24 protein-coding genes are annotated in these 22,023 nt (G+C 67.0%); 3 read left to right on the forward strand and 21 right to left on the reverse strand.

The window, feature by feature from the left end:
* Positions 1-16: 16 nt before the first annotated feature.
* On the reverse strand, positions 17-1,633 hold the full coding sequence (locus tag AZL_RS11245) for an ABC transporter ATP-binding protein (RefSeq protein WP_371304210.1): 1,617 nt from the start codon (positions 1,631-1,633) through the stop codon (positions 17-19).
* Between the two features lie 247 nt (positions 1,634-1,880).
* On the opposite strand from AZL_RS11245, the gene AZL_RS11250 reads away from it, so the two are divergent.
* Together AZL_RS11250 and AZL_RS11255 are read left to right on the forward strand one after the other, a co-directional pair.
* A complete protein-coding gene (locus AZL_RS11250; protein ID WP_012974678.1) occupies positions 1,881-2,807 on the forward strand; it encodes a YgfZ/GcvT domain-containing protein in 927 nt (308 codons plus the stop codon).
* Between the two features lie 101 nt (positions 2,808-2,908).
* On the forward strand, positions 2,909-3,469 hold the full coding sequence (locus tag AZL_RS11255) for a PRC-barrel domain-containing protein (RefSeq protein WP_012974679.1): 561 nt from the start codon (positions 2,909-2,911) through the stop codon (positions 3,467-3,469).
* A gap of 40 nt (positions 3,470-3,509) precedes the next feature.
* Here AZL_RS11255 and AZL_RS11260 read toward each other — a convergent pair whose 3' ends face one another.
* The 4 genes from AZL_RS11260 to crcB are packed head-to-tail and all read right to left on the reverse strand — an operon-like array spanning position 3,510 to position 6,360.
* Positions 3,510-4,205 (reverse strand): ATP12 family chaperone protein, encoded by a 696-nt coding sequence (locus AZL_RS11260; protein ID WP_012974680.1) that lies wholly within the window; start codon positions 4,203-4,205, stop codon positions 3,510-3,512.
* Positions 4,206-4,208: 3 nt separating this feature from the next.
* Positions 4,209-4,895, reverse strand: a complete 687-nt coding sequence (locus tag AZL_RS11265; RefSeq protein WP_012974681.1) for an HAD-IA family hydrolase — start codon at positions 4,893-4,895, stop codon at positions 4,209-4,211.
* On the reverse strand, positions 4,895-5,959 hold the full coding sequence (locus tag AZL_RS11270) for an RluA family pseudouridine synthase (RefSeq protein ID WP_012974682.1): 1,065 nt from the start codon (positions 5,957-5,959) through the stop codon (positions 4,895-4,897). The genes AZL_RS11265 and AZL_RS11270 overlap by 1 nt, the downstream gene beginning before the upstream one ends.
* Positions 5,959-6,360, reverse strand: a complete 402-nt coding sequence (gene crcB / locus AZL_RS11275; protein ID WP_012974683.1) for a fluoride efflux transporter CrcB — start codon at positions 6,358-6,360, stop codon at positions 5,959-5,961. Before crcB ends, AZL_RS11270 begins: the two co-directional genes overlap by 1 nt.
* A 108-nt stretch (positions 6,361-6,468) precedes the next feature.
* Between crcB and AZL_RS11280 the strand changes: the two genes are divergently transcribed.
* The gene (locus tag AZL_RS11280; protein WP_042443007.1) at positions 6,469-7,044 is read left to right on the forward strand and encodes a cysteine hydrolase family protein; all 576 of its coding nucleotides are present in this window, start codon (positions 6,469-6,471) and stop codon (positions 7,042-7,044) included.
* Between the two features lie 10 nt (positions 7,045-7,054).
* Here the strand turns inward: AZL_RS11280 and AZL_RS11285 are convergent, their stop codons facing one another.
* The 16 genes from AZL_RS11285 to nuoN form a co-directional block, all read right to left on the reverse strand.
* Entirely contained in the window at positions 7,055-7,912 is an 858-nt protein-coding gene (locus AZL_RS11285) for a dienelactone hydrolase family protein (RefSeq protein WP_012974685.1), read from the reverse strand.
* Between the two features lie 108 nt (positions 7,913-8,020).
* Positions 8,021-8,761: an ABC transporter ATP-binding protein gene (locus AZL_RS11290; protein ID WP_012974686.1), complete on the reverse strand. Its 741-nt coding sequence runs from the start codon at positions 8,759-8,761 to the stop codon at positions 8,021-8,023.
* Positions 8,754-10,001, reverse strand: a complete 1,248-nt coding sequence (locus AZL_RS11295) for a lipoprotein-releasing ABC transporter permease subunit (protein ID WP_012974687.1) — start codon at positions 9,999-10,001, stop codon at positions 8,754-8,756. The genes AZL_RS11290 and AZL_RS11295 overlap by 8 nt, the downstream gene beginning before the upstream one ends.
* A 133-nt stretch (positions 10,002-10,134) precedes the next feature.
* Positions 10,135-10,581 (reverse strand): hypothetical protein, encoded by a 447-nt coding sequence (locus AZL_RS11300; protein WP_012974688.1) that lies wholly within the window; start codon positions 10,579-10,581, stop codon positions 10,135-10,137.
* A 1-nt stretch (position 10,582) separates the two neighbouring features.
* Positions 10,583-10,870, reverse strand: a complete 288-nt coding sequence (locus AZL_RS11305; RefSeq protein ID WP_042443011.1) for a hypothetical protein — start codon at positions 10,868-10,870, stop codon at positions 10,583-10,585.
* A 296-nt stretch (positions 10,871-11,166) separates the two neighbouring features.
* Positions 11,167-12,480 carry a proline--tRNA ligase gene (gene proS, locus AZL_RS11310; RefSeq protein ID WP_012974690.1) on the reverse strand — a complete coding sequence of 438 codons (1,314 nt, stop codon included), beginning with the start codon at positions 12,478-12,480 and terminating at the stop codon, positions 11,167-11,169.
* 162 nt (positions 12,481-12,642) lie between these two features.
* On the reverse strand, positions 12,643-13,872 hold the full coding sequence (locus AZL_RS11315; RefSeq protein WP_012974691.1) for an ISAs1-like element ISAzs5 family transposase: 1,230 nt from the start codon (positions 13,870-13,872) through the stop codon (positions 12,643-12,645).
* 102 nt (positions 13,873-13,974) lie between these two features.
* On the reverse strand, positions 13,975-14,481 hold the full coding sequence (locus tag AZL_RS11320) for a hypothetical protein (RefSeq protein ID WP_012974692.1): 507 nt from the start codon (positions 14,479-14,481) through the stop codon (positions 13,975-13,977).
* A complete protein-coding gene (locus tag AZL_RS11325) occupies positions 14,478-15,377 on the reverse strand; it encodes a hypothetical protein (RefSeq protein WP_042443013.1) in 900 nt (299 codons plus the stop codon). The genes AZL_RS11320 and AZL_RS11325 overlap by 4 nt, the downstream gene beginning before the upstream one ends.
* 476 nt (positions 15,378-15,853) lie before the next feature.
* A complete protein-coding gene (locus AZL_RS11330) occupies positions 15,854-16,429 on the reverse strand; it encodes a DNA-3-methyladenine glycosylase I (protein WP_012974694.1) in 576 nt (191 codons plus the stop codon).
* Between the two features lie 36 nt (positions 16,430-16,465).
* Positions 16,466-16,720 (reverse strand): DUF1467 family protein, encoded by a 255-nt coding sequence (locus AZL_RS11335; RefSeq protein WP_012974695.1) that lies wholly within the window; start codon positions 16,718-16,720, stop codon positions 16,466-16,468.
* Between the two features lie 34 nt (positions 16,721-16,754).
* On the reverse strand, positions 16,755-17,159 hold the full coding sequence (mce, locus tag AZL_RS11340) for a methylmalonyl-CoA epimerase (protein ID WP_012974696.1): 405 nt from the start codon (positions 17,157-17,159) through the stop codon (positions 16,755-16,757).
* A gap of 86 nt (positions 17,160-17,245) precedes the next feature.
* Positions 17,246-18,931 (reverse strand): ribonuclease J, encoded by a 1,686-nt coding sequence (locus tag AZL_RS11345; protein WP_012974697.1) that lies wholly within the window; start codon positions 18,929-18,931, stop codon positions 17,246-17,248.
* 26 nt (positions 18,932-18,957) lie between these two features.
* The gene (locus AZL_RS11350; protein WP_012974698.1) at positions 18,958-19,731 is read right to left on the reverse strand and encodes a type III pantothenate kinase; all 774 of its coding nucleotides are present in this window, start codon (positions 19,729-19,731) and stop codon (positions 18,958-18,960) included.
* A 27-nt stretch (positions 19,732-19,758) separates the two neighbouring features.
* A complete protein-coding gene (locus AZL_RS11355) occupies positions 19,759-20,559 on the reverse strand; it encodes a biotin--[acetyl-CoA-carboxylase] ligase (protein ID WP_012974699.1) in 801 nt (266 codons plus the stop codon).
* Between the two features lie 10 nt (positions 20,560-20,569).
* A complete protein-coding gene (gene nuoN / locus AZL_RS11360; protein ID WP_012974700.1) occupies positions 20,570-22,018 on the reverse strand; it encodes an NADH-quinone oxidoreductase subunit NuoN in 1,449 nt (482 codons plus the stop codon).
* Positions 22,019-22,023 lie beyond the last annotated feature (5 nt).

The raw sequence follows: 22,023 nt of genomic DNA on the forward strand, positions 1-22,023 counted from the left end.
GGTGCTCAAGAAACCATCAGACCGCACGCGTGATCTCCCCGTCTTCGTCCGGCGGCGTGCCGAACAGGCCACCCATCAGCAGGCCGATGCGTTCCACACTCGTCTCGTGCGTCGGCCGGCTGTCGGACAGGCGGCCATGGAACAGCACGGAAATCCGGTCGCTCAGCACGAACAGCTCATCCAGATCCTGGCTGATCACCAGCACCGCCGCCCCCGACCGCGCCAAATCGATCAACGCCTTGTGGATCGCGGCGGCGGCACCGGCATCGACCCCCCAGGTCGGCTGTCCGACCACCAGAAGCTTGGGCTTCTGGAGAATCTCGCGGCCGATGATGAATTTCTGAAGGTTGCCGCCCGACAGCGACCGCGCCTCCGCCCGGTGGCCATGGGCGACGACGTTGAAACCACGGATGATCGTCTCGGCATAGGCGCGGGCGCGGGCGAAATGGACCATGCCGCCACGCACCAGCGGTTCCCGGGCATAGCCCGACAGCAGCGCGTTCTCCGACAGGCTCAGTTCCGGCACGGCGCCACGGCCCAGCCGCTCCTCCGGCACGAAGGCGAGGCCGAGCGCGCGGCGCGCCCGTGGCCCGAGATGTCCGGCGGCGGTTCCCTCGATCACCACCGCGTCGGCATCGGCCAGCAGCGCCTCGCCGCTCAGGGCCGCCATCAGCTCCGCCTGCCCGTTGCCGGCCACACCGGCGATGCCGAGGATCTCGCCGGCCCGCACCTCGAAATTGACGTCCTTCAGGTTGGTGGCGAAGGGGTTGTCGGAGGTGGTGGACAGGTGGCGCACGGTCAGCCGCGCGGCCCCGGCGGCACCCTGCGGCGGCCGTTCGGGGGGGGACAGCTCCGCCCCCATCATCATCTCGGCGAGGCTGCGCGCGGTCTCCCGCCGCGGGTCGGTGGCCCCCACCACCTTGCCGGCCCGCAGCACGGTGGCGCGGCCGCACAGCGCGCGGATTTCCTCCAGCTTGTGCGAGATATAGAGGATGGTGCAGCCCTCCGCCGCCAGGACGCGCAGCGTCTCGAACAGCTTGGCCGCCTCCTGCGGCGTCAGGACCGAGGTCGGCTCGTCCATGATCAGCAGCTTGGGGTCCTGCAACAGGCAGCGCACGATCTCCACCCGCTGCCGCTCGCCCACCGACAGGTGAAAGACATGGCGGCCGGGATCGAGCGCCAGCCCGTAGCGTTCCGACACCTCGCGGATGCGGACGGCGAGCTGGTCCATCGGCCCGGCGTCATCGAGGCCGAGCGCGATGTTCTCCGTCACCGTCAGCGTGTCGAACAGCGAGAAATGCTGGAACACCATGCCGATGCCGAGCCGGCGGGCGCCGGCCGGGTCGGGCACGGCCGTCTCCGCCCCCTGCCACAGCATGGTGCCGGAATCGGGGTGAAGCACCCCGTAGATCATCTTGACCAGGGTCGACTTGCCGGCCCCATTCTCCCCCAGCAACGCATGGATCTCGCCCGGCCGCAGGACGAGGTCGACATGGTCGTTGGCCAGACAGCCGGGGAATCGCTTGGTGATGCCGCGCAACTCCAAACGGGGCGGCGGAGCGTCCGGGGGATAGGTCTCGGCGTGCGATGGCAAGGAGGGGGAATCCGGGAAAAGGTCAAACCTGCATGGCATTGCCAAAGCCGTGCCAGCGCTGCCGACAGAGTAATCAGGCGGCACCACCGGCCGTCAACAGCCGATCCTCTGCCCAATGGCGATGCATCTGCCCTTTTGGTCATCATGTCACATCGGGATGCCGGCGCCACAACCTTGTCTGCGGCCACGACCCAGCCCTTTACTCGGCCTTTCGCGATGCGGCATACCCTTGCCAGCCGGACCATTCGGTCCAACACTCCATGGACCGGGCAACGAGGAGGCGAGGATGTCGGCGGGTTACACAGTGCTGGACCGGCGGAGCGTGGTGGCGGTGACGGGCGAGGACCGCAAGGCCTTTCTGCAAGGGCTGGTCTCCAACGACGTGCTGCGGGTCACGCCGGACCATGCCGCCTATGCCCTGTTCCTGACCCCGCAGGGCAAGTTCCTGCATGATTTCATGATGGTCGAGTCGGAGGATGACGCCGGCCCCGCCCTGCTCCTCGATCCGGAAACCGACCGCCGGGCCGACCTGCTGCGCCGGCTGAAGATGTACAAGCTGCGCTCGAAGATCGCGCTGGAGGATCGGGCGGAGCGGTTGCGCGTCGTGATCGCCTTCGGAGAGGGAGCCTTGGCGGCCTTGGGCCTGCCGGCCGAACCAGGGGCGGCACGGCCCTTCGCCGGCGGAGTCGCCTTCACCGACCCGCGTCTGCCGGGGCTGGGCGCCCGCCTGTTCCTACCGGTGAATGGGCCGGTGAATGGGCTGGCGGCGCTGGAGGCGGCCGGACTGGGCGGGCGGGACGCCGCCGAGTATGATCGGCTGCGGCTGTCGCTCGGCGTTCCCGACGGCACGCTGGACCTGATCCCGGAAAAATCGATTCCCCTGGAAAGCCGGATGGACGCGCTGAACGCCATCTCCTGGGACAAGGGCTGCTACATGGGGCAGGAACTGACCGCCCGCACCAAATACCGCGCCCTCATCAAGAAGAAGCTGTTCCCGGTCACGTTCGACGGCCCGATTCCGGAGGCCGGCACCCCGGTGACGCTGGATGGCAAGGAGGTCGGCGAGATCCGCAGCGGCCGCGACGCCGCCGCGCTGGCCCTGCTGCGGTTGGAGGATGTGCAACTCGCCGCCGCGAACGGATCGGTGCTCCAGGCCGGTTCGGCGACGCTGACGCCGTGTGACCCGGAGTGGGATCCGGTCACGAAGGGGTAGCGCCCCACCGAAAGAATTCCCGAACGGCGAGATCAAATGGGCCGCGCTCCTGTTGTCCTGGTGTGTTTCGACACATGATACCACGACAAAGGAGCCACCCCATGCGTCGCACCCTGATCGTCACCGCCGCCACGCTGGCTTTGCTCTCCGGTGCCGCCGTCGCGCAGACCACCTCGCCGACCGTGGGCAATCCGTCCTCCTCCACCCCCGGCCTGTCGAACAGCGCGTCGCCCGACAGCAGCACGGCCGGCGGCACGGCGGCCGGCGGCATGACCAAAACCGGTCCGACCGGCGGGCAGCTCGCCAGCGCCGACGAACTGATCGGCAAGAATGTCTATGGCCGCGACAACAACAAGATCGGCGAGGTCGATGACGTGATCCTCGACGCCAGCGGCCAGGCCAAGCAGCTGGTCATCAGCTCCGGCGGCTTCCTCGGCATCGGCGAGAAGCAGGTCGCCGTCGATTTCAACGCCGCCAACTGGGACGCCCAGAACAACCGCCTGAACCTCGCCGGCATGAGCCGCGACGACGTGAAGGCGATGCCGGACTTCAAATACGACGACACCATGACGTCGCTGAACAAGACCCGCAAGCCGGCGGGCAATGAAACGGTCGCTCCGGGCGCCGCCCCGGCCGGCGGCGGCAGCAGCACGGTGAAGTAAGACGATGCCGCCCCCTCCCATTCGGGAGGGGGCGGCATCCTCACCCCCGCAGCAGATCGACGAACCGCCGGCAGGCGGCGATCTCCGCGCGGACATTGGCGCGGCGCTTCGTCGCCTCGGCATCCTCGCCCCATTGCTCGATCTGGTAGGTCTCGTCCAACTGCGAGACCTCGAAGGCCTCCTCGGCGCCGAGGCGGCCTTCCAGCAGCGCCAACGCGACGATGATCGAGCCGCAGACGCCGGTCGCCGTCTGCAACGCCGCCAATGTCCAATCGTCCGTCCGCTCCACCACCCGGCGCAGGGCGGCCAGCGCCTCCTCCGGCTGGGGTTTCGGCATCAGCCCGATACAGACATGCAGCGGCGCGTCATAGGCCAGCGCCGCCCAATCCAGCAGCGGTTGCCACAGCCGCGCCTGCCGCTCCACCAGCGGCTGGGGATGCTCGGCGCGGTAGCACAGCAGGTCGGTGCCGGCATAGGCGCTCACCGCCCCGACGATGTCCGGCCGCTTGGCCGGGATCAGGTCGATGGCGGTGCTCGACAGCTGCATCAGCGGCATGGAATGGGCGTCGATCCGCTCGCCCTGCGCCGCCCATTCGTCGGCCACGCCCTGGGCCAGCGGCCGGCTGGGGAGGACAAGCGGCGCCTTGGCCGGGCTGCGCACCGGACGCCCGTCCAGCTCGACCTGGAAACCGCCTTCGGTCTCGCCGACCCCCGCCGCCTTGTAGAAACGCTTCATCGCTTACCCTTCCAAAAGCTCCAGCACCGCGCCGGCGACATCGCGCCCGCGATGGACGATGCGGTCGGCCCCGGCCCGCTCCAGGTCAGGCACCGCGTGATAACCCCAGGAGACGCCAACCGACCGCACCCGCGCGTTGCGCGCCATCTGGATGTCGTAGGTGGTGTCGCCGATCATCACCGTCGTCGCCTCTTCCGCCCCGGTCTCGGCCAGCGCCCGCTGGACCATGTGCGGATTCGGCTTTCCGGGGCCGGCGTCGGCGGTCTGCAAGGTGACGAAACGCCCGCTCAGGCCATGGAGCTTGAGCACGGCGTCGAGCCCGCGCCGCGACTTGCCGGTCGCGACACCCAGCAGCACGCCGGCCTCCTCCAGCAGCGCCAGCGTGTCGAGGATTCCGGGGAACAGCGGCTCGTCCACCTCGCCACGGCCGCGGGCGCTGGAGAAGGCATGCTTGTAGCTTTCCGCCACCGCGACATGCAGCGCGGCATCGCGGCCCGGCAACAGCAGGGCCACCGCCTCGACCAGCGACAGCCCGACCATGCGGCGGACGTCCGCCGGGTCGGGCTCGCCCAGCCCATGCTCGGCCCAGGCCCGGTTCATCGCGTCGATGATGGCGAACTGGCTGTCGACCAGCGTGCCGTCGCAGTCGAACAGGGCGAGCCGCAACGGCGGTTTCCCAGACACCGCCATCACTCGAAATCCTCGAACGGATCGTCGCGCAGGTTGGGGCTGAAGCCGAAATATTTCCAGGTCGCCTGCATGTGGTCGGGCAGCGGCGCCGTCACGTCGATGGTCTTGCCGCCGCGCGGATGCGGCAGGATCAGCCGGCGGGCATGCAGGTGCAGCTTCTTCGCCACCTCCGCCCCGGCCAGGAAGGCGCCCTGCCCGGCATATTTGCCGTCGCCCAGGATCGGCGTGCCGACGGCGGCCATATGGACGCGCAGCTGGTGGGTGCGGCCGGTCAGCGGCCACATGGCGACGAAGGCCGCCTGCTTGCCGACATTCTCCTGCACCGAATAGACGGTGACGGCCCGCTTGCCCTCCTCCTTGTTCTCGGCCACCCGCTCGCCATGCGGGCCGCCTTCCTTGGCCAGCGCCAGATCGATCTTGCCCTGATAGGGTGTCGGCACGCCGACGGTGACGGCCCAGTAGATCTTGCGCACGGCACTGCCGCGGAACAGCTCGGTCAGCTTGCTGGCGGCGAAGGTGGTGCGGGCGAGCAGCAGCACCCCCGAGGTGTCCTTGTCCAGCCGGTGGACCAGCTTGGGCCGCTCGTTGCCGTCGAAACGCAGGGCGTCCAGCATGGCGTCGAGATGCTTGGAGGTGCCGGTGCCGCCCTGCACCGCCAGACCGGCGGGCTTGTTGATGGCGATCACGTCGGCGTCACGATAGAGCACCAGCGCCTGAAGCTCGGCGATCTGCTTGTCGGACATGCCCTTGGGCTTGCCGGCCCCCTGGTTCGAACCGTGGTTCGGCCCCTTGACCGGCGCCGCCCAGGCCGCCAGCGGCGGGATGCGCACGCCCTGCCCCGCCGCCAGCCGCGACGACGTCTCCGCCCGCTTGCCGTCGATGCGGACCTGGCCGGTGCGCAGCAGCTTCTGGAGATAGCTGTGGTTCACGTCGGGGAAATGCCGCTTGAACCAGCGGTCGAGCCGCATGTCGGCCTCGTCGGCCGTCACGGTGCGGATTTCGACCTTGCTGTCGCCCTTGGCTTCGGTCGAGGCGTTGTCGGGGGAATCAGGAGAGTCAGTCATCAGAGGGACACCGAAACAAGAGAACGCACGGCCCACAGGCCGGCAAAGAAGCCCACCACGCTGAACAGCGTCGAGGCGAGGAAATAGCCCGCCGCCGCCGCGATCTCGTCACGGGCGACGAGAAGGCCGATGTCCAGCGTGAAGGAGGAGAAGGTGGTGAAGCCGCCGAGAATGCCGACCAGCAGAAAGGCGCGCAGCTCCGGCGACGGCGACCAGGCCAGCGCCGCCAGTTCGGACAACACCCCCATCACCGTGCAGCCGATCACATTGACGATGACCGTCCCTACCGGAAAGCGGGTGCCGACCCATTGCGTGATCGCCAGCAACATCACATAGCGCGCGACCGAACCGGCGGCGCCGCCGACGGCCACGGCCAACAGGGACAAGGGGGATGCGAGCACGACGCCTCCGGACGGGCACAAGAGCGGGGAACGGGGGTGGAGCGCCGGATTAGAGCCAGAAACCGACGCGCTTGTCACGCGATGGACGGTCGTGACAGGATCGTCGGCATGGAAACCCTCCCCGCCAACACGGCATTGCTGATCATCGATGTGCAAAAGGCCATCGACGATCCGCGCTGGCACCGCGTTGGCCCGCGCAACAACCCGCAGGCCGAAGCGAACATCTCCACATTGCTCACCGCTTGGCGGGCGGCCTCCCGGCCGATCGTCCACATTCGCCACGAATCGCCCAATCCCGCCTCCTCGTACAGCGCCATCGGCCCGGGGCATGCCTTCAAAGCGGAAGCCATGCCGCTGCCCGGAGAGACGGTGATCGCCAAGCAGGTGCACAGCGCCTTCATCGGCACCGGGCTTGACGAGTGGCTGCGCGGCCGCGGCATCGCCACACTGGTGGTGGCCGGCGTCATCACCAACAACAGCGTCGAGGCGACCGTGCGGATGGCCGGCAACCTCGGCTATGACGTGCGACTGGTGGCCGACGCCTGCTTCACCTTCGCCCGGCTCGACCGCTCGGGAAGGCTGCGGACGGCCGACGAGGTCCACGACCTGTCGCTCGCCAACATGGACGGCGAATATGCGACGGTCGTGGACATGGCGGAGGTGTTGGGAGAGGCGTCGCGCTGATAGCCCCCCGTTACCCCAGCTTGGCCTTCAGGAACTCCACCGTCCGCTTCCAGGCGAGGTCGGCGGCGTCCTTGTTGTAGCGCTCGGCCGAGGTGTCGTTGTGGAAGGCGTGGTTGACGCCGTCATAGACGTAGATCTGATGCTCGACCCCGGCCTTCTTCAGCGCCTCGTCATAAGCCGGGATGCCGGCATTGATGCGCTGGTCGAGCCCGGCGTAATGCAGCAGCAGCGGCGATTTCACCGTGCCGACCAGCGCCGGATCGGGGATCGGGCCATAGAAGGCGACACCGGCCTTGAGGTCGGGCGCCTTGATCGCCAGCCGGTTGACCATGCCGCCACCCCAGCAGAAGCCGACGGCGCCGACCCTGGCCGAGGAATAGCGGTAGGCCATCAGATAGCTCATGGCCGCGATCAGGTTGTTGACCGTCTTGTCGCCATCGAGCTGGCCGATCATGTCGCGCGCCTTGTCGGCGTCCTGCGGCGTGCCGCCCAGCGGCGACAGCAGGTCCGGCGCCATCGCGACGAAGCCTTCGGTGGCGAGCCGGCGGGTGACGTCCTCGACATAGGCGTTCAGGCCGCGATTCTCGTGGATGACGACCACCGCCGGCGCCTTGTCCGCCAGCTTCGGCCGGGCGAGATAGCCGGTCACGTCGCCGGTCGCCCCCTGGAAGCTGATCTTCTCCGCCGCCAGACGGCTGTCATCGTCGCCGACGATGGCGGCACGGGCATAGTTGGGCTCGATCGCCGCCAGGATCGCCGGGATCGCCGCAGCCCCACCGGCCAGCGCCGCCAGCCGCTCCAGGAAGACCCGGCGCGGCAGCGGCGCATGGGTGTATTCGTCGTAAAGGTCGATGATCCGCTGGTCCATCCCCGGTGCCCCTGTCTTGCCTTTTGCCGCAGCTCAGCCGATGCGGTCGCGGATGACAGTGGTGGCACCGCACCGGCTTGGCAACTGGGGAGTGGAGCCGCTTTCGGCCTATGACGCTTCCGGAACCACCTCGCTCAGCGGAACCAGTTCCGACGGCTGATACTCGACCAGATGACCGTCGCGCATCTCCAGCACCCGGTCCATGCGGCGGGCGAGGTCGAGATTATGCGTCGCGACCAGGGCGCCGACCCTGGCCTGCCGGACGATGGCCGACAGCATGGCGAAGACATGCTCCGCCGTATGGGGGTCGAGGTTGCCGGTCGGCTCGTCGGCGATCAGCAGCGACGGGGCGTTGGCCAGCGCGCGGGCGATGGCGACGCGCTGCTGCTCGCCACCGGACAGCCGGGCCGGGCGGTGGGTACCGCGCTGCTCCAGCCCGACCATGCGCAGAAGCTCGTCGGCGCGCTGCCGGGCGACCGACTTGGGCACGCCGGCGATCATCTGCGGCAGCACGATGTTCTCGCGCGCCGAGAATTCCGGCAGCAGATGATGGAACTGATAGACGAAGCCGATGGAGCGGCGGCGCACCTCGGTCCGCTTGCCGTCATCCAGGTTCGACACGTCGGCACCGGCGATGCGCACGACGCCGTCGGTCGGCCGCTCCAGCAGGCCGGCGATGTGCAGCAGCGTCGATTTGCCGGCGCCCGACGGGCCGACCAGCGCCACCAGTTCCCCGGCGCCGACGGTCAGGTCGACCCCGCGCAGCACCTCCAGCGTCGAGCCCGCCTGTTCGAAGCGGCGGACGATGCCCTTCAGGTCCAGCATCGGTTCCATGACGGCGTCACTCATAGCGCAGGGCCTCCACCGGATCGAGCCGGGCGGCGCGCCAGGACGGGTAGATGGTGGCGGCGAAGGACAGGCCGAGCGCCATCACCGTCACCTGCGCCACCTCGCCCCAGTCGATCTTGGCCGGCAGATGCGAGAGGAAATAGATCTCGGCGTTGAACAGGTTGGTGCCGGTCAGGCCCTGGATCACCTGGCGGATGCTCTCGATGTTCAACGCGAAGGACACGCCGAGCACCAGCCCCAGCAACGTTCCCGTCACCCCGATGCTGGCGCCGGACAGGAAGAAGATGCGCATGACCATGCCGCGCGTCGCCCCCATCGTCCGCAGGATGGCGATGTCGCGCCCCTTGTCCTTCACCAGCATGATCAGGCTGGAGATGATGTTGAAGGCGGCGACCATGATGATCAGCGACAGGATCAGGAACATCACGTTGCGTTCGACCTGAAGCGCCGTGAAGAAGCTGGCGTTCGACTGCTGCCAATCGACCACCCTGCCCTCTCCCGCCACCACCGACTGGACGGCGGCGCGGGCCGCGGCGATCTGCATCGGATCGCTGACGAAGACCTCCAGCGAGGTCACGGCGTCGCCGGTGCGGAAGAAGGCCTGAGCCTCCTCCAGCGGCAGGAAGATGAAGCTGTTGTCGTATTCGAACATGCCGACATCGAAGATCGCGCCGATGGGATAGCTGCGCATCCGCGGCACGGTGCCGAAGGCGGTGACGTTGCCCTGGGGTGCGATCAGCGTGATCTGGTCGCCGACGGTGAGGCCGAGCCGCTGTGCCATGCGCACACCGATGGCGACGCGGTCCTCGCCGAACTCGTCGGCCGAACCGCGGACGATGTTGCTGGCCAGCGTCGGCCGCACCTTGAAATCTTCGGCCCGCACGCCGCGGATGACGGCGCCCGATGCCACGCCGCGCACCGAGACCAGCGCCTGGCCCTCGACCGTCGGGGTGACGTTGACCACGCCCGGCGTGTCGCGCAGCTTGCCGGCCAGTATGTCGAAGTCCGGCAGCGGCCCGCCACGCGAGCTGTAGACGTTGAGATGGCCGTTGAGGCCGAGCACCCGGCCCAGCAGTTCCGCCCGGAAACCGTTCATCACCGCCATCACGATGATGAGCGTCGCCACGCCGAGCGCGATGCCCAGCAGCGAAAACCCCGCGATGACCGAGATGAACCCTTCCTGGCGGCGCGCCCGAAGGTAACGCATCGCGACCATGCGTTCGAAGGCGTTGAAGATCATGAGGAAATCCGGCCTGCCGGTGGGGAGGACAAAAAAGTGGCGAACCTTGGGGGTCGCCACCGGAAGATAGGACACCTTGCGAAGCCGCGCAAAGGCTGCCTGATGGAGCTGCCTTGTGATATCGTCCGGTCGTTCAGCGGATCTCCGTCACCTCGGCAAAGGAAAAGGCCGCGAACACGCCGCTCGGGCTGCTGGCGGCCGAGATGCGGAGCTGAACCGACCGCGCGCCGCCGACGGTGCTGACCACCGCATGGGCGACTGGCTGCTGTGACCATGGCGTGGTGTTGGTCGGCGGACTGTGCAGTGACGTGACACCGACGAAACGACCGGCGGTCATGTCGTACCAACAGGTCTGAACCGAACCGTTGTTGTTGGAAAAGCTGAAGGACAAGCCCGACGTCAGCCGAAACTCCCGATTCTCCGGCAACTGTATGGCATAGCCGGACAGCGTCAGTGTTCCAGCGGAGAGCGTGTCGAAACGAATGGGGCTGTTGACCGTCAGACCGGTTGTCTGGTTGGCGGAAAGGCGGAACATTCCCCATCGCGTCGCCGCAGCGGGTGCGACCGCTCGCAGCGCCATGTCATTGCCCCTCGCCCGTCGTGACGTCCAGCACGGTACCGCCGTTCACGCCGATCCCTGTGATGAAGCCATTGGCCTGACGGTCGAAAATCTCCACGGTACGGGCCATGATCGTCAGCGTGTTCACGGTCGACGACGTGAAGGTCGCGGTGAATTTGATCAACGCGTCCGAAGGTCCCAGATTCGCCACCCGGACATTCCGACCGACCGCAGGCAAGGCGAAGGTTCCCGTGCTGGTGGGGGTCAGGCTGAAACGCGTGTTCTCAATCGGAGAAAAGGCGAAGGTCATCGATCGATCTCCCGTTGCGAGTTCAGGTTCCATTCCCGACAATCGGTAATTTCCGGAAAGCCGGCCGGACGGAAACGGTTGCCGCCCGATCCTCGCCCACCCCATCGACGCAATCAAACAATAGTTGAAAAATCCAATATATTCACAGCGTTAGCTATCTCCATCACCAATCCCCGCAATCCTTTCGGGCCAATCCGCAATGCGTCGCACCGTGATGCTCGCGAAAATCAGCCCGCGACTCGGCAAAAAAAAGGCGCCGGACAGCGCCGGCGCCTTTCGCTTAAAAAACGGCGGTGTCAGCCCAGCAGCTTCGCCAGCGCCGCCTCGACCGGCAGTTCCTCCTTCTCGCCCGTCGCGCGGCGCTTCAGCTCGACGACACCGCTCTTCAGGCCGCGCGGGCCGACCACCAGCTGCCAGGGAACGCCGATCAGGTCCATGTCGGCGAACTTGGCGCCGGGACGCTCGTCGCGGTCGTCATAGGCGACCTCCAGGCCGGCGGCCTCCAGCTTGGCATACAGTTCGGCGCAGACACGGTCGGTCTCGGCGTCGCCGGACTTCAGGTTGATCAGGCCGACATTGAAGGGGGCCACCGCGTCCGGCCAGATGATGCCATTGTCGTCGTGGCTGGCCTCGATGATGGCGCCCATCAGGCGCGACACGCCGATGCCGTAGCTGCCCATCTCCACCGGGATCGACTCGCCGTTCGGACCGGCGACCACGGCGTTCATCGGCTTGGAGTATTTGGTGCCGAAATTGAAGATGTGGCCGACCTCGATGCCGCGGGCCGACACCAGATCGGCGTCCGGAACCGGGCTGTTGGCCGGGTCGTGCTTCTCGTCGGTCGCGGCATAGATGCCGGTGACGCGATCGAAGAAGGGTTGCAGGTCGTCCTCCATGCCGGGGGCGTCCTTCAGCACGTCCAGGGTCATCCAGTCCTTGTGGCAGAAGACGCCGCTTTCGCCGGTCTCGGCCAGGATGATGAACTCGTGGCTCAGGTCGCCGCCGATCGGGCCGGTGTCGGCGCGCATCGGGATCGCCTTCAGCCCGATGCGGGCGAAGGTGCGCAGATAGGCCAGGAACATCTTCTGGTAGGAGCGGCGGGCGCCGGCCGGATCGATGTCGAAGGAATAGGCATCCTTCATCAGGAACTCACGGCCGCGCATCACGCCGAAGCGCGGGCGGATCTCGTCCCGGAACTTCCACTGGATGTGGTAGAGGTTCAGCGGCAACTGGCGGTAGCTCTTGACGAAGGAGCGGAAGATGTCGGTGATCATCTCCTCGTTCGTCGGACCGAACAGCATCTCGCGGTCATGACGGTCGGTGATGCGCAGCATCTCCTTGCCGTAATCGTCGTAACGGCCGCTCTCGCGCCACAGGTCGGCCGACTGGATGGTCGGCATCAGCAGTTCCTGCGCGCCGGCGGCGTCCTGCTCCTCGCGGACGATCTGCTCGATCTTGCGCAGCACCCGATAGCCCAGCGGCAGCCAGGCATAGATGCCGGCGCTGGTCTGGCGGATCATCCCGGCCCGCAGCATCAGGCGGTGCGAGACGATCTGCGCCTCGGTCGGGGTCTCCTTGAGGGTCGGCATGAAGAAGCTGGACAGCCGCATGGCTCTGCTCTCGTGTGCGAGGTGTTCGACAAGGCCGCGCCGACATGGCTCTTGCGAACAGGAGCGGATGCGGGCGGCGGGTGAGCGACTTTAGGAAGGTCGCCCGCACTTGTCCACTGTAAGCCCCCCGCCCAGAGGTCCGCCCAGGGCTCCGAATCCGTGTTAACGGATATTAACGTCGAGGATAGCGTTGAGGTAATCGGTGTCCCAGCCTGCCAGCTTCCTGCGGAGCTTGATGCTGGTGGGTCTGGGAGTGGCGGCCGGCTTTTTGGTGGCGCGCCGTAATCCGGAGCGCGGCCGGGCGGGTTCGGCGGCCTTGCGGACGAGGTTGATGGCGAAGTGGCGGACGACGGCCATGTTCAGGGCGCCGTGGCCTTTGCGCAAGCGGGACTGGTCCTCGTTGAAGACGACGTCGAGCAGCCAGTGCAGTTGGTTCTCGATGCGCCAATGGCCGCGCACGGCCTCGGCCGCCGCCTGGGCGGCGAGCGGGGCGGAGGTGATGTAATAGCGCGTGTCGGTGCGGCAACGATCCTTCAGCTCGGTCTTGCTGACCACCCGAACGATGGCGGCGACGGCGGGCAGGCGGACTTCGCCGGGAAAACGCCGCGCGCCGCTCAACCAATCGACCTGGCGCGCGACCGTGACCGCGCGCTGCTCGATCCGGCCATGGCCCTTGTCGATATCGGCGGCGTGATCGAGCGTCTCCGGCGGTGCGCTGGTGAAGAAACTCTCGATCTCGTCGCGCAGGGTGGGCTGGTTGGCTTTGACCGCCAGCAGATAGTCGGCCCCGGCGTCGCGAACGGCCTGGGCGATGGTGGCGTTGCAGGCGATGGCGTCGATGGTGACGATCGCGCCCTTGAGCCCGCCCTCGGTCGCCAAGCGCTCCAGCAGAACCGGAATGGCCGCCAGTTCGCTGGCTTTGTCCTCGACGGCCTCCTGGCCGAGGACCAGGCGGCTGGTGGTGGCGAAGGCCGAGACCAAGTGCAAAGGGGCCTGTCCGAGGACGCGGTCATGGCTGCGTCGCGAGGTCTTGCCGTCGATGGCGACCAGTTCCGGCCGGTCGGGCCACGCCTCGCGCACCCAGGACAGGAAGCAGTCCTGGAACAGGCCGGACGGGATCCGGTTCATGAACACGGTCAGCCAGCGTCCGCTCGGCACCCCATGGTGATAGGGCTGGAAGCGCCGCAGAAAGTCGAGCCGCGCTTCACCCCAGGCGGCGATCGCCTCGTAATCCTCGCAATCCGCGATCGTCCCGCACACCGCCAGAAGCAGGATCTCCGGTAACGGATAGGCGACCCGCCAGGGAGCACGCGGGTCGTCGATCCGCGAAAAATGTTCCAGCAGCGCCTTCAGCCGCGATTTCTCACCAAAGCCGGCTTCGATCGAACTCATGGGAGGACCTTCCAAGACGAGAGCCTCCACCGAATCAGAAACTTCCCAATTCGTAAACCGCTGTTAACCCGACTTCGGAGCCCTGGAGGTCCGCCCACCACCCTACCGGCCGCGGCAATAGACATAGAGGCGCTCCTCCGCCCCCGGATCGATCGGCTGGCCGTTCAGATAGAGGCGGTCGCCGACGACGCTCAGCCACACCGCCGTGACATCGTTCGGCAGGAAGGGAACGGACGGCACGGGGATGCCCATCCGCCGGGCCAGATCGATCGACAGCGGCAGGTCGATCGGGATCGGCGGCTGCGTGCCGGCGGACCCCGGCAGGTCGGCCGGCGCCACCGGACGCCCCTTCACATCCACGCCCGGCTTGTATTCGACATCGGCGGCCGGAACATGCCGGGTCAGCCGCTGGCACAGCGACAGATCGACGACCTGCCGGTCACCGGCCGGACGCTCGCGAGGGGCGTCCGGTGCCAGCGGGATCGGACCGGGAAGCGGCGTCGCCGATTGCGCCGATGCCGGCGGCGCCATCACCACGGCGATCGCCACGGCCGTCCCGGAGAGGGACAGCACCGCCAGGCCGGCGCGCAGGGACTGACGGACCGTCACAGCGTGTGCCGTTCGGCCACCGGGGCCGCTTTGCGCATCGTTTTCCAGTAAAGCGACAGGTAGGGCATTCCTTTCTCCGCCTCCTCCTGGGTCCGCGCCGACTGGCGGATATATTTGCCGATGAAGGGCTTGTTCACATGCTCCAGGTCGATCGCGGCCTTCAGCACAAGGAATTCGCCGATCCTGTCCGGCAGATTATAGTGCCATTTCTGCAGACAGTCGGAGGTGACGCCGGGCTTCGCCTGTTCCTGTTCGGGCAGATAAAATTCCTGGTGGTGATACTGCGAGATTTCCTTCCACGCTTGCAGCACCCTGCCCGGCTTCACCCGCGGCAATGCCTTGAGCGTGCGGACATCGTCATGGAACAACGGCAGGAATCCCCGCCTTTCCCCCAGTTCGGTCAGCATGGTGTGAAGGCCGGCCATCACGCCGCCCTCGCTCCCCTCGCTGCGGCCGCCATCCGCCTTCTCCTCGCGCCGGCGACCGAACAGGGCGCTGAAGAAACCCTTCTTCGGCTTGGCATGGTTCCCGCCGCCGCCGTCCTGTCCCACCTTGCGCTCATCCCACAGCGAGTCCCAGGCGAATTCCCAGGCGGTGAAGATGGCGTTGGAGCGGTCGTCAAGCACGGTCAACAGATATTCACGCCCCTCCCGCGCCCAATCGACGTCGCCGATGATGGCGCGCACCGGACGGCGGCTCAGCACCACCGGCAAAATGCCAACGCGCACCAACTCCTGGTAGAATTCGACGAAGGACGGGGTCTGAATAAAGGGCAGGATCGAGCATGGCTGCTGCTCCGGCGCCAGCAACTCCATGCTTTTCCGTGTCCGCTCCAGCAGTTCGGTCGACAGAACCGCGGCGAACTGATCGAATCGTTCGTTTTCATTCGCGGCCATCGGAGCCTCGACCGTCTTCCTTTCCTGCCGCCCGTCTAAACGGGCGAAAGCCACGCTGAAAAACCAGCAAAACCGGAAGGCCCCCGGGACGGCATGGGTCCCAGTGGCGATTTCATAACCGGGCTGACAGCCCCAATCAGAGGAATCATGATATAGGAGCTAAGCGAGGCAACGCTACCAAGTAAACCGTTAACGTTTTCTGGAGCGGTCGCGGAAATTTTCTGTCCGCGCCACCGGACGCCTGCCGGAAAAAAGAAAGGCCGCGCGGCACGAAGCGGCGCGGCCTGTCGAGTTTAGGGAGGAATCGCCACCAGGCGTCGGAAAGGGAGGAATATCCTCCCTCGTCACACAGAAAGAGTGGACCCGGACCACGGCGATGGCAAGCCCAAAACAGAGGCAGAAGCCCTTCATGCCCAAAGTTTTTGCAATTTTGCCTAGGCTTTCAGCGATTGCCTTCATTCTGACCGGTATTTTGCCTAATCTACGATCAGATGCCCCCGATAACCGGCATCCGCAGCGATCCTCCATGGCGGACTCTGGGCCAGTACGGCGGCCTGGATCGGGCAATCGGCCTGATGGGCGCCCGGCAGATAGCCCAGGCTCATCAGGAATTCGCCGACGATCTCGCCGCCGGTGAAGCGGAAGGTTCGGCCGAACAGCTTGACCCATTCCGCCTTGGTCAACGGGTGATGGGCGCGCAGCCAAGCGTCGAACGACCCGTGGCTTTCGCGCAGCGCCACGATTCGGCGGGCATTCTCGATCACCGCATCGACCTTCAGGCGGTTGCGGATTATCCCCGCATCGGCCAGCAGCCGTGCCCGCTCCGTCTCGCCATAGGCGGCGACGCGGTCGATGTCGAAATTATCGAAGGCGGCGCGGAAGGCCTCGCGCTTCTTCAGGATGGTCAGCCAGGACAAGCCGGCCTGGTTGATCTCCAGCACCAGGCGCTCGAACAGCACCCGGTCGTCGTTGCTGGGAAAGCCGTACTCGCCGTCATGGTACGGACCATGATGGGGATGGCCGGGCGCGGCCGCGCAATAGGTCAGACTCACCCGATCCTCTCCCTTGTTTCCTGGTCGGTGGTTCGCTCAGAACATGTCGCGCGCCATGTCGCGGAACGAGACGAGTCCCGACCGTTCGACACCGAAGATCACCAGCCACACCAGGAAGGCGACCAGCGTCGTGATCATGAACTTGCGCAGAATGCGCGGTTCGACCGGCGCGGAGGAGGCCATGCCGGGTTCCGGCGTCTCGGGCGTCCGTACCCCCCAGGGCAGCACCGCGAACAGCACCACCCACCACACGACGATGTAGACGAAGGCCCCGGTCACCCAATTGTCCATCCCGCCCTCCGCGCGTCACCCTGCCGAGGCCGGATCAGGCCTGTTCCAGCTCCACCAGCGTCCCGCAGAAATCCTTCGGATGCAGGAACAGCACCGGCTTGTCATGGGCGCCGATCTTGGGCTCGCCATCGCCCAGCACGCGGGCCCCCTGCGCCTTCAGCCGGTCGCGGGCGGCCAGGATGTCGTCGACCTCGTAACAGATGTGGTGGATGCCGCCGGACGGGTTCTTTTCCAGGAAACCGGCGACGGGCGACGTCTCGCCGAAGGGATGCAGCAGCTCGATCTTGGTGTTGGGCAGGGTGACGAAGACCACGGTGACGCCGTGCGGCGGCAGATCCACCGGCTGCGACACCGCCGCTCCGAGGGTATCGCGGTAGAGCGCGGTCGCCGCCGGCAGGTCCGGAACGACGATGGCGACATGGTTGAGCTTCCCGATCATGCGTGTCCTCTCTCGCTCTTTGCTCGGCCCTTCAACGGGCTCTGATATGACCCTTATACACCGCTTTCCCCCAGGCGCGGCTTTCCTCAGACGCGGACCAGATGAACCTCCGTCACCGGCTTCTTGCCATGGGACGCGTTGAAGCAGCGGCGGACGGCGATCCGCGCCGCCTCCTTGACCTGGGCATCGTCGGCGCGCGCCGATTTCGGCAGCATCGCCACCGATTCCCGCACCGCATCGACGACGTCCAGCAGCAGGTCGCGGTCGGTCGCCTCGTCGACCAGCCCCATCACCGCCAGCTGGGGCGCGGTGAGCAGCTCGCCCGTCGCGGTCATCACCAGCGTCACCACGGCGGCGCCATTGTTCACCATGCGGTTGCGCGCCCGCATCATGCCGGTGTCGAGCGGCACCAGCCGCTTGCCGTCGACCGCCATGCGGCCGGCCCGCACGGTCGCCACCACCCGGGCCCCCTCCGGCCCGTCGAGCCGCAGCAGCTCGCCATTGGCCGGCACGATGCTGTGGGCGACCTGGCAATCCTCCGCCAGGGCGGCATGGGCCTGCTGGTGGCGCTGCTCGCCATGGACCGGGACGGCGATGCGCGGCCGCACCCACTGGTACATGCGCACCAGCTCGTCACGCGCCGGATGGCCGGAGACATGGACCGCCGCCTCGTCCGCCGTCACCAGCTCGACCCCCTGGGCGACCAGCTGGTTCTGCATGCGGCCGATGGCGCGCTCGTTGCCGGGAATCTCGCGCGAGGAGAAGATCACGACGTCGCCGCGCGACAGCGTCACCTGCGGATGGTCGTTGGCGGCGATGCGGGCGAGGGCCGATCGCGGCTCCCCCTGGCTGCCGGTGCAGATCAGCACCAGCTTCTCCCGCGGCAGATAGCTGGCGTCATGCTCCGACAGGAATTTCGGCACATCCGCCAAATAGCCGGTCGCCCGCGCCGCCTCATTGATGCGCCACAGCGAGCGGCCGACCAGGGCGACATGGCGGTCATGGGCGGCGGCGGCGGCGGCGATGCTCTCCAGCCGCGCCACATTGGTGGCGAAGCAGCTGACGGCGATGCGGCGGTCGCGGTAACGCCCGAACAACTCCATCAGGGTGGCGCGGACGGTCGCCTCCGACCCGGCGGCCCCCGGCACCAGGGCGTTGGTGCTGTCGCCGACCAGCGCCAGCACCCCCTCGTCGCCGATGGCGCGCAGCCGCGCCTCGTCGGCCGTCTCGCCGACCAGCGGATCGGGGTCCAGCTTCCAGTCGCCGGTGTGCAGCACCGTGCCGGCCGACGTGCGGATGGCGAGCGCGTTCGGCTCCGGGATCGAATGCGTCATGGTGACATATTCGACGGAGAAGGGACCGACCTCCACCGTGCCGCCCAGCGGGATCTCGTGGATCGGCACCGTGCTGCTCAAGCCCTTCTCATGCAGCTTGGCGCGCAGGAAGGCGGCGGTGAAGGGCGTGCAATAGACCGGACAGCGCAGCTCCGGCCACAGATACTGCACGGCGCCCAGATGGTCCTCATGGGCGTGGGTCAGCACCAGCCCGACCAGATCCGCCCGCCGTTCGGCGATGAAGGCCGGGTCCGGCATGATGACGTCCAGGCCGGGCATGGTGTCGTCGGCGAAGGAGATGCCGAGATCCACCATCAGCCATTTGCCGCGGTGGCCATAGAGGTTGAGGTTCATCCCGATCTCGCCGGAACCGCCGAGCGGGAGGAAATACAGCGCATCCTCCTCCGGAACGAAGCTGTCCGCCGGGGCTTCGGACATTCCGGCGGCTGTCTTGGAGGATTGTGTCATTGGACCGTGTTGCGCTTGTGGATCAGGAGAAGACCGCGGAGCGTCAGCTCGTTGTCGGTGTGTTCGATCACATGGGTCGCCTTGGCGAAAAGAACAGCCAACCCACCGGTGGCGACCACCCGCATCGGTTCGCCGTATTCCGCCCGGATACGGGCGACCAGCCCTTCGATCAGGCCGACATAGCCCCAGAAGATGCCGGACTGCATACAGGCGATGGTGTTGCGGCCGATCACCTCGGCGGGCTGCTGGATTTCGACGCGCGGCAGCTTTGAGGCCGCCATCTGCAACGCCTCCAGCGACAGGTTCAGCCCCGGCGCGATGACGCCGCCGCGGTAATTGCCCTCGGCGTCGACCACGTCGAAGGTGGTCGCCGTGCCGAAATCGATGACGATCAGCGGGGTCTTGTAGGTCGCGGCGGCGGCCACCGTGTTGACCAGACGGTCGGCCCCCACCTCCTCCGGCCGGTCGACCAGCGCCTTGGCGCCGAGTTCCACGCCGGGCTGGCCGACGATCACCGGCTCGCAGCCGAAATGATCCTTGCTCAGCCGCTTCAGGTTGAAAGTCGCGCCGGGCACCACGCTGGCGATGATGGCGCCATGGATGTCCACCGGCTTCAGCCCCTTCAACGCCATCAGATGCGTCAGCCACACCATGTATTCGTCGGAGGTGCGCTTGGGGTCGGTCGCCGTGCGCCAGATGCCGCGCTGGCGGTCGCCGTCATAGATGGCGAACACCACATTCGTGTTTCCGGCGTCGATGGCGAGCAGCATGGGCGGGATCCTGACGGCGATGGATGGTCAAACTCTACTTGCGGAGGGCGGGGCGAAGAACACGTCGCCGGCGGCGATCCGCTGGCGCGGCCCCCCGTCCGTTGGATCAAGCAACAGAACGCCGTCGCTGTCCAGATCGGCGAAGATGCCGGGGATCGTCCGGTCGGCCAGCCTGACCAGGATCGGCCCGCCCAGCCCCTTGGCCCGCGCCATCCAGGCGTCGCGCACCGGGCCGAAGCCGTGGGCGCGCCAGAGGCCGTACCAGTTGGCCAGATGCCCGGCGTAGACCTCCAGCAGCGCCGCGGGGCCCATGGCCGGCGCGCCTTCGGCGATCAGCGAGGTGGCGCCGTAATCGGCGGTTGCGGGAAAATGCCGCAGGTTGATGCCGACCCCCAGCACCACCCAGGCGACGGTGCCATCGGCGGCCGGCTCCGACTCGAGGAGGATGCCGGACAGCTTGCGGTCATGCACCAGCACGTCGTTCGGCCATTTGCAGCGCACGCCGCTGGGATCGGGCAGCACGGATTCGGCCGTCTCGGCGATGGCGAGCGCCGCGACGAAGGAGATTTGGGCGGCCTCCGCCGGGGCCAGGCCGGGACGCAGGATGGTCGTGCTGTAGAGATTGCCCTCGGGCGAGGTCCAGGCCCGGCCGCGCCGTCCCCGGCCGCTTTCCTGGCGGCGGGCCCAGACGATGGTGCCTTCCGGGGCTCCGGAACGCGACAAGGCCTTCGCTTCGTCGTTCGTGCTGCCGACGGAGTCGAAGGCCTTGACCTGGAAGCCCGGAGGCAGGCGCAGACGCGCCGCCTCCGCTTCGAAAGATAAGCTCATCGGTCGGATGTCACCCGGCGAACAGGGCCGCCGCGGCGGCCGCCGCACCGTTCAGGATCGGCGCCGGAGCGACGAAGAACAGCAGGGTGAACAGGCTGGTCAGCACCAGGACGCCGGTCATGCCGTCATCATCGACCTTGTCGACCACCAGCGCGGGCTCATCGAAATACATGATCTTGATGATGCGCAGGTAATAGAAGGCGCCCACCACGCTGGTCAACACGCCGACGACGGCCAGCGTGTATTCCTGGGCGGCGATGGCCGCCAGGAAGACGTACAGCTTGCCGAAGAAACCCGCCATCGGCGGGATGCCGGCCATGGAGAACATGAAGATCGCCATGGTCGCCGCCAGCATCGGGTTGGTCTTGGACAGGCCGGAGAAATCCTTGATCTCCTCCAGCATCTTGCCCTTGGCCTTCATGCTCAGGATGACCGCGAAGGCGCCGATGTTCATGGCGATGTAGAGCGCCATGTAGATCAGCACGCCGCGCACGCCGTCCTGGGTGCCGGTGGTCAGGCCGACCAGCGCGTAGCCGACATGGCCGATCGAGCTGTAGGCCATCAGGCGCTTGATGTTGGTCTGCATGATGGCGACGAAGGAGCCGATCGCCATCGACAGGATGGCGGCGGCGACCAGAACCTGATGCCACTGGGCGGCGAGATGGCCGAAAGGCTCCATCACCACGCGGGTCAGCAGGGCGATGGCCGCCACCTTCGGCGCCGCCGCGAAGAAGGCGGTCACCGGGGTCGGCGCCCCCTCATAGACGTCGGGCGTCCACATGTGGAACGGAGCGGCCGAGATCTTGAAGGCCAGACCGGCCATCACGAAGACCAGACCGATCACCAGACCCGGCGACACATGGGCGCCGCCGGCGAACAGGGCGGCGACCTTGTCGAAGGAGGTCGTGCCGGCGAAGCCGTAGACCATCGACGCGCCATACAGCAGCATGCCCGAGGAAAGCGAGCCGAGGACGAAATACTTCAGCCCGGCTTCCGAGGACTTGCCGCTGTCGCGGCGGAAGGCGGCGATGACGTAGAGCGCCAGGCTCTGGGTCTCCAGCCCGACATACAGAGAGATGAAATCGTTGGCCGAGATCATCATCAGCATGCCGAGGGTGGCGAAGAGCATCAGCACCGGGAACTCGAAGCGCGCCATCTGCTCCCGCTCGTTGAAGCCGAGCGAGAGGACGACCGCGAAGGCCGCCGACACCAGCACCAGCGCCTTCATGAAGACGCCGAAGGCGTCCATCACGAACATACCGTTGAAGGTGACGACGCGGCCGCTGCCATAGCCCATCGCCAGGATGGCGGCGAACAGCATGCAGACGATCGACAGGTAGGAGACGGGACGGGTGAAACCGTCGCCGCGGAACACGCCCAGCATCAGCAGGGCGATGCCCGAAAGCGCCAGGAAGATCTCCGGCAGGGCCGGCCAGATGTCGGGAAACACTGCGGTCATGTCGA

This window comes from Azospirillum sp. B510, assembly GCF_000010725.1.
Classification (GTDB): Bacteria; Pseudomonadota; Alphaproteobacteria; order Azospirillales; family Azospirillaceae; genus Azospirillum; species Azospirillum lipoferum_B.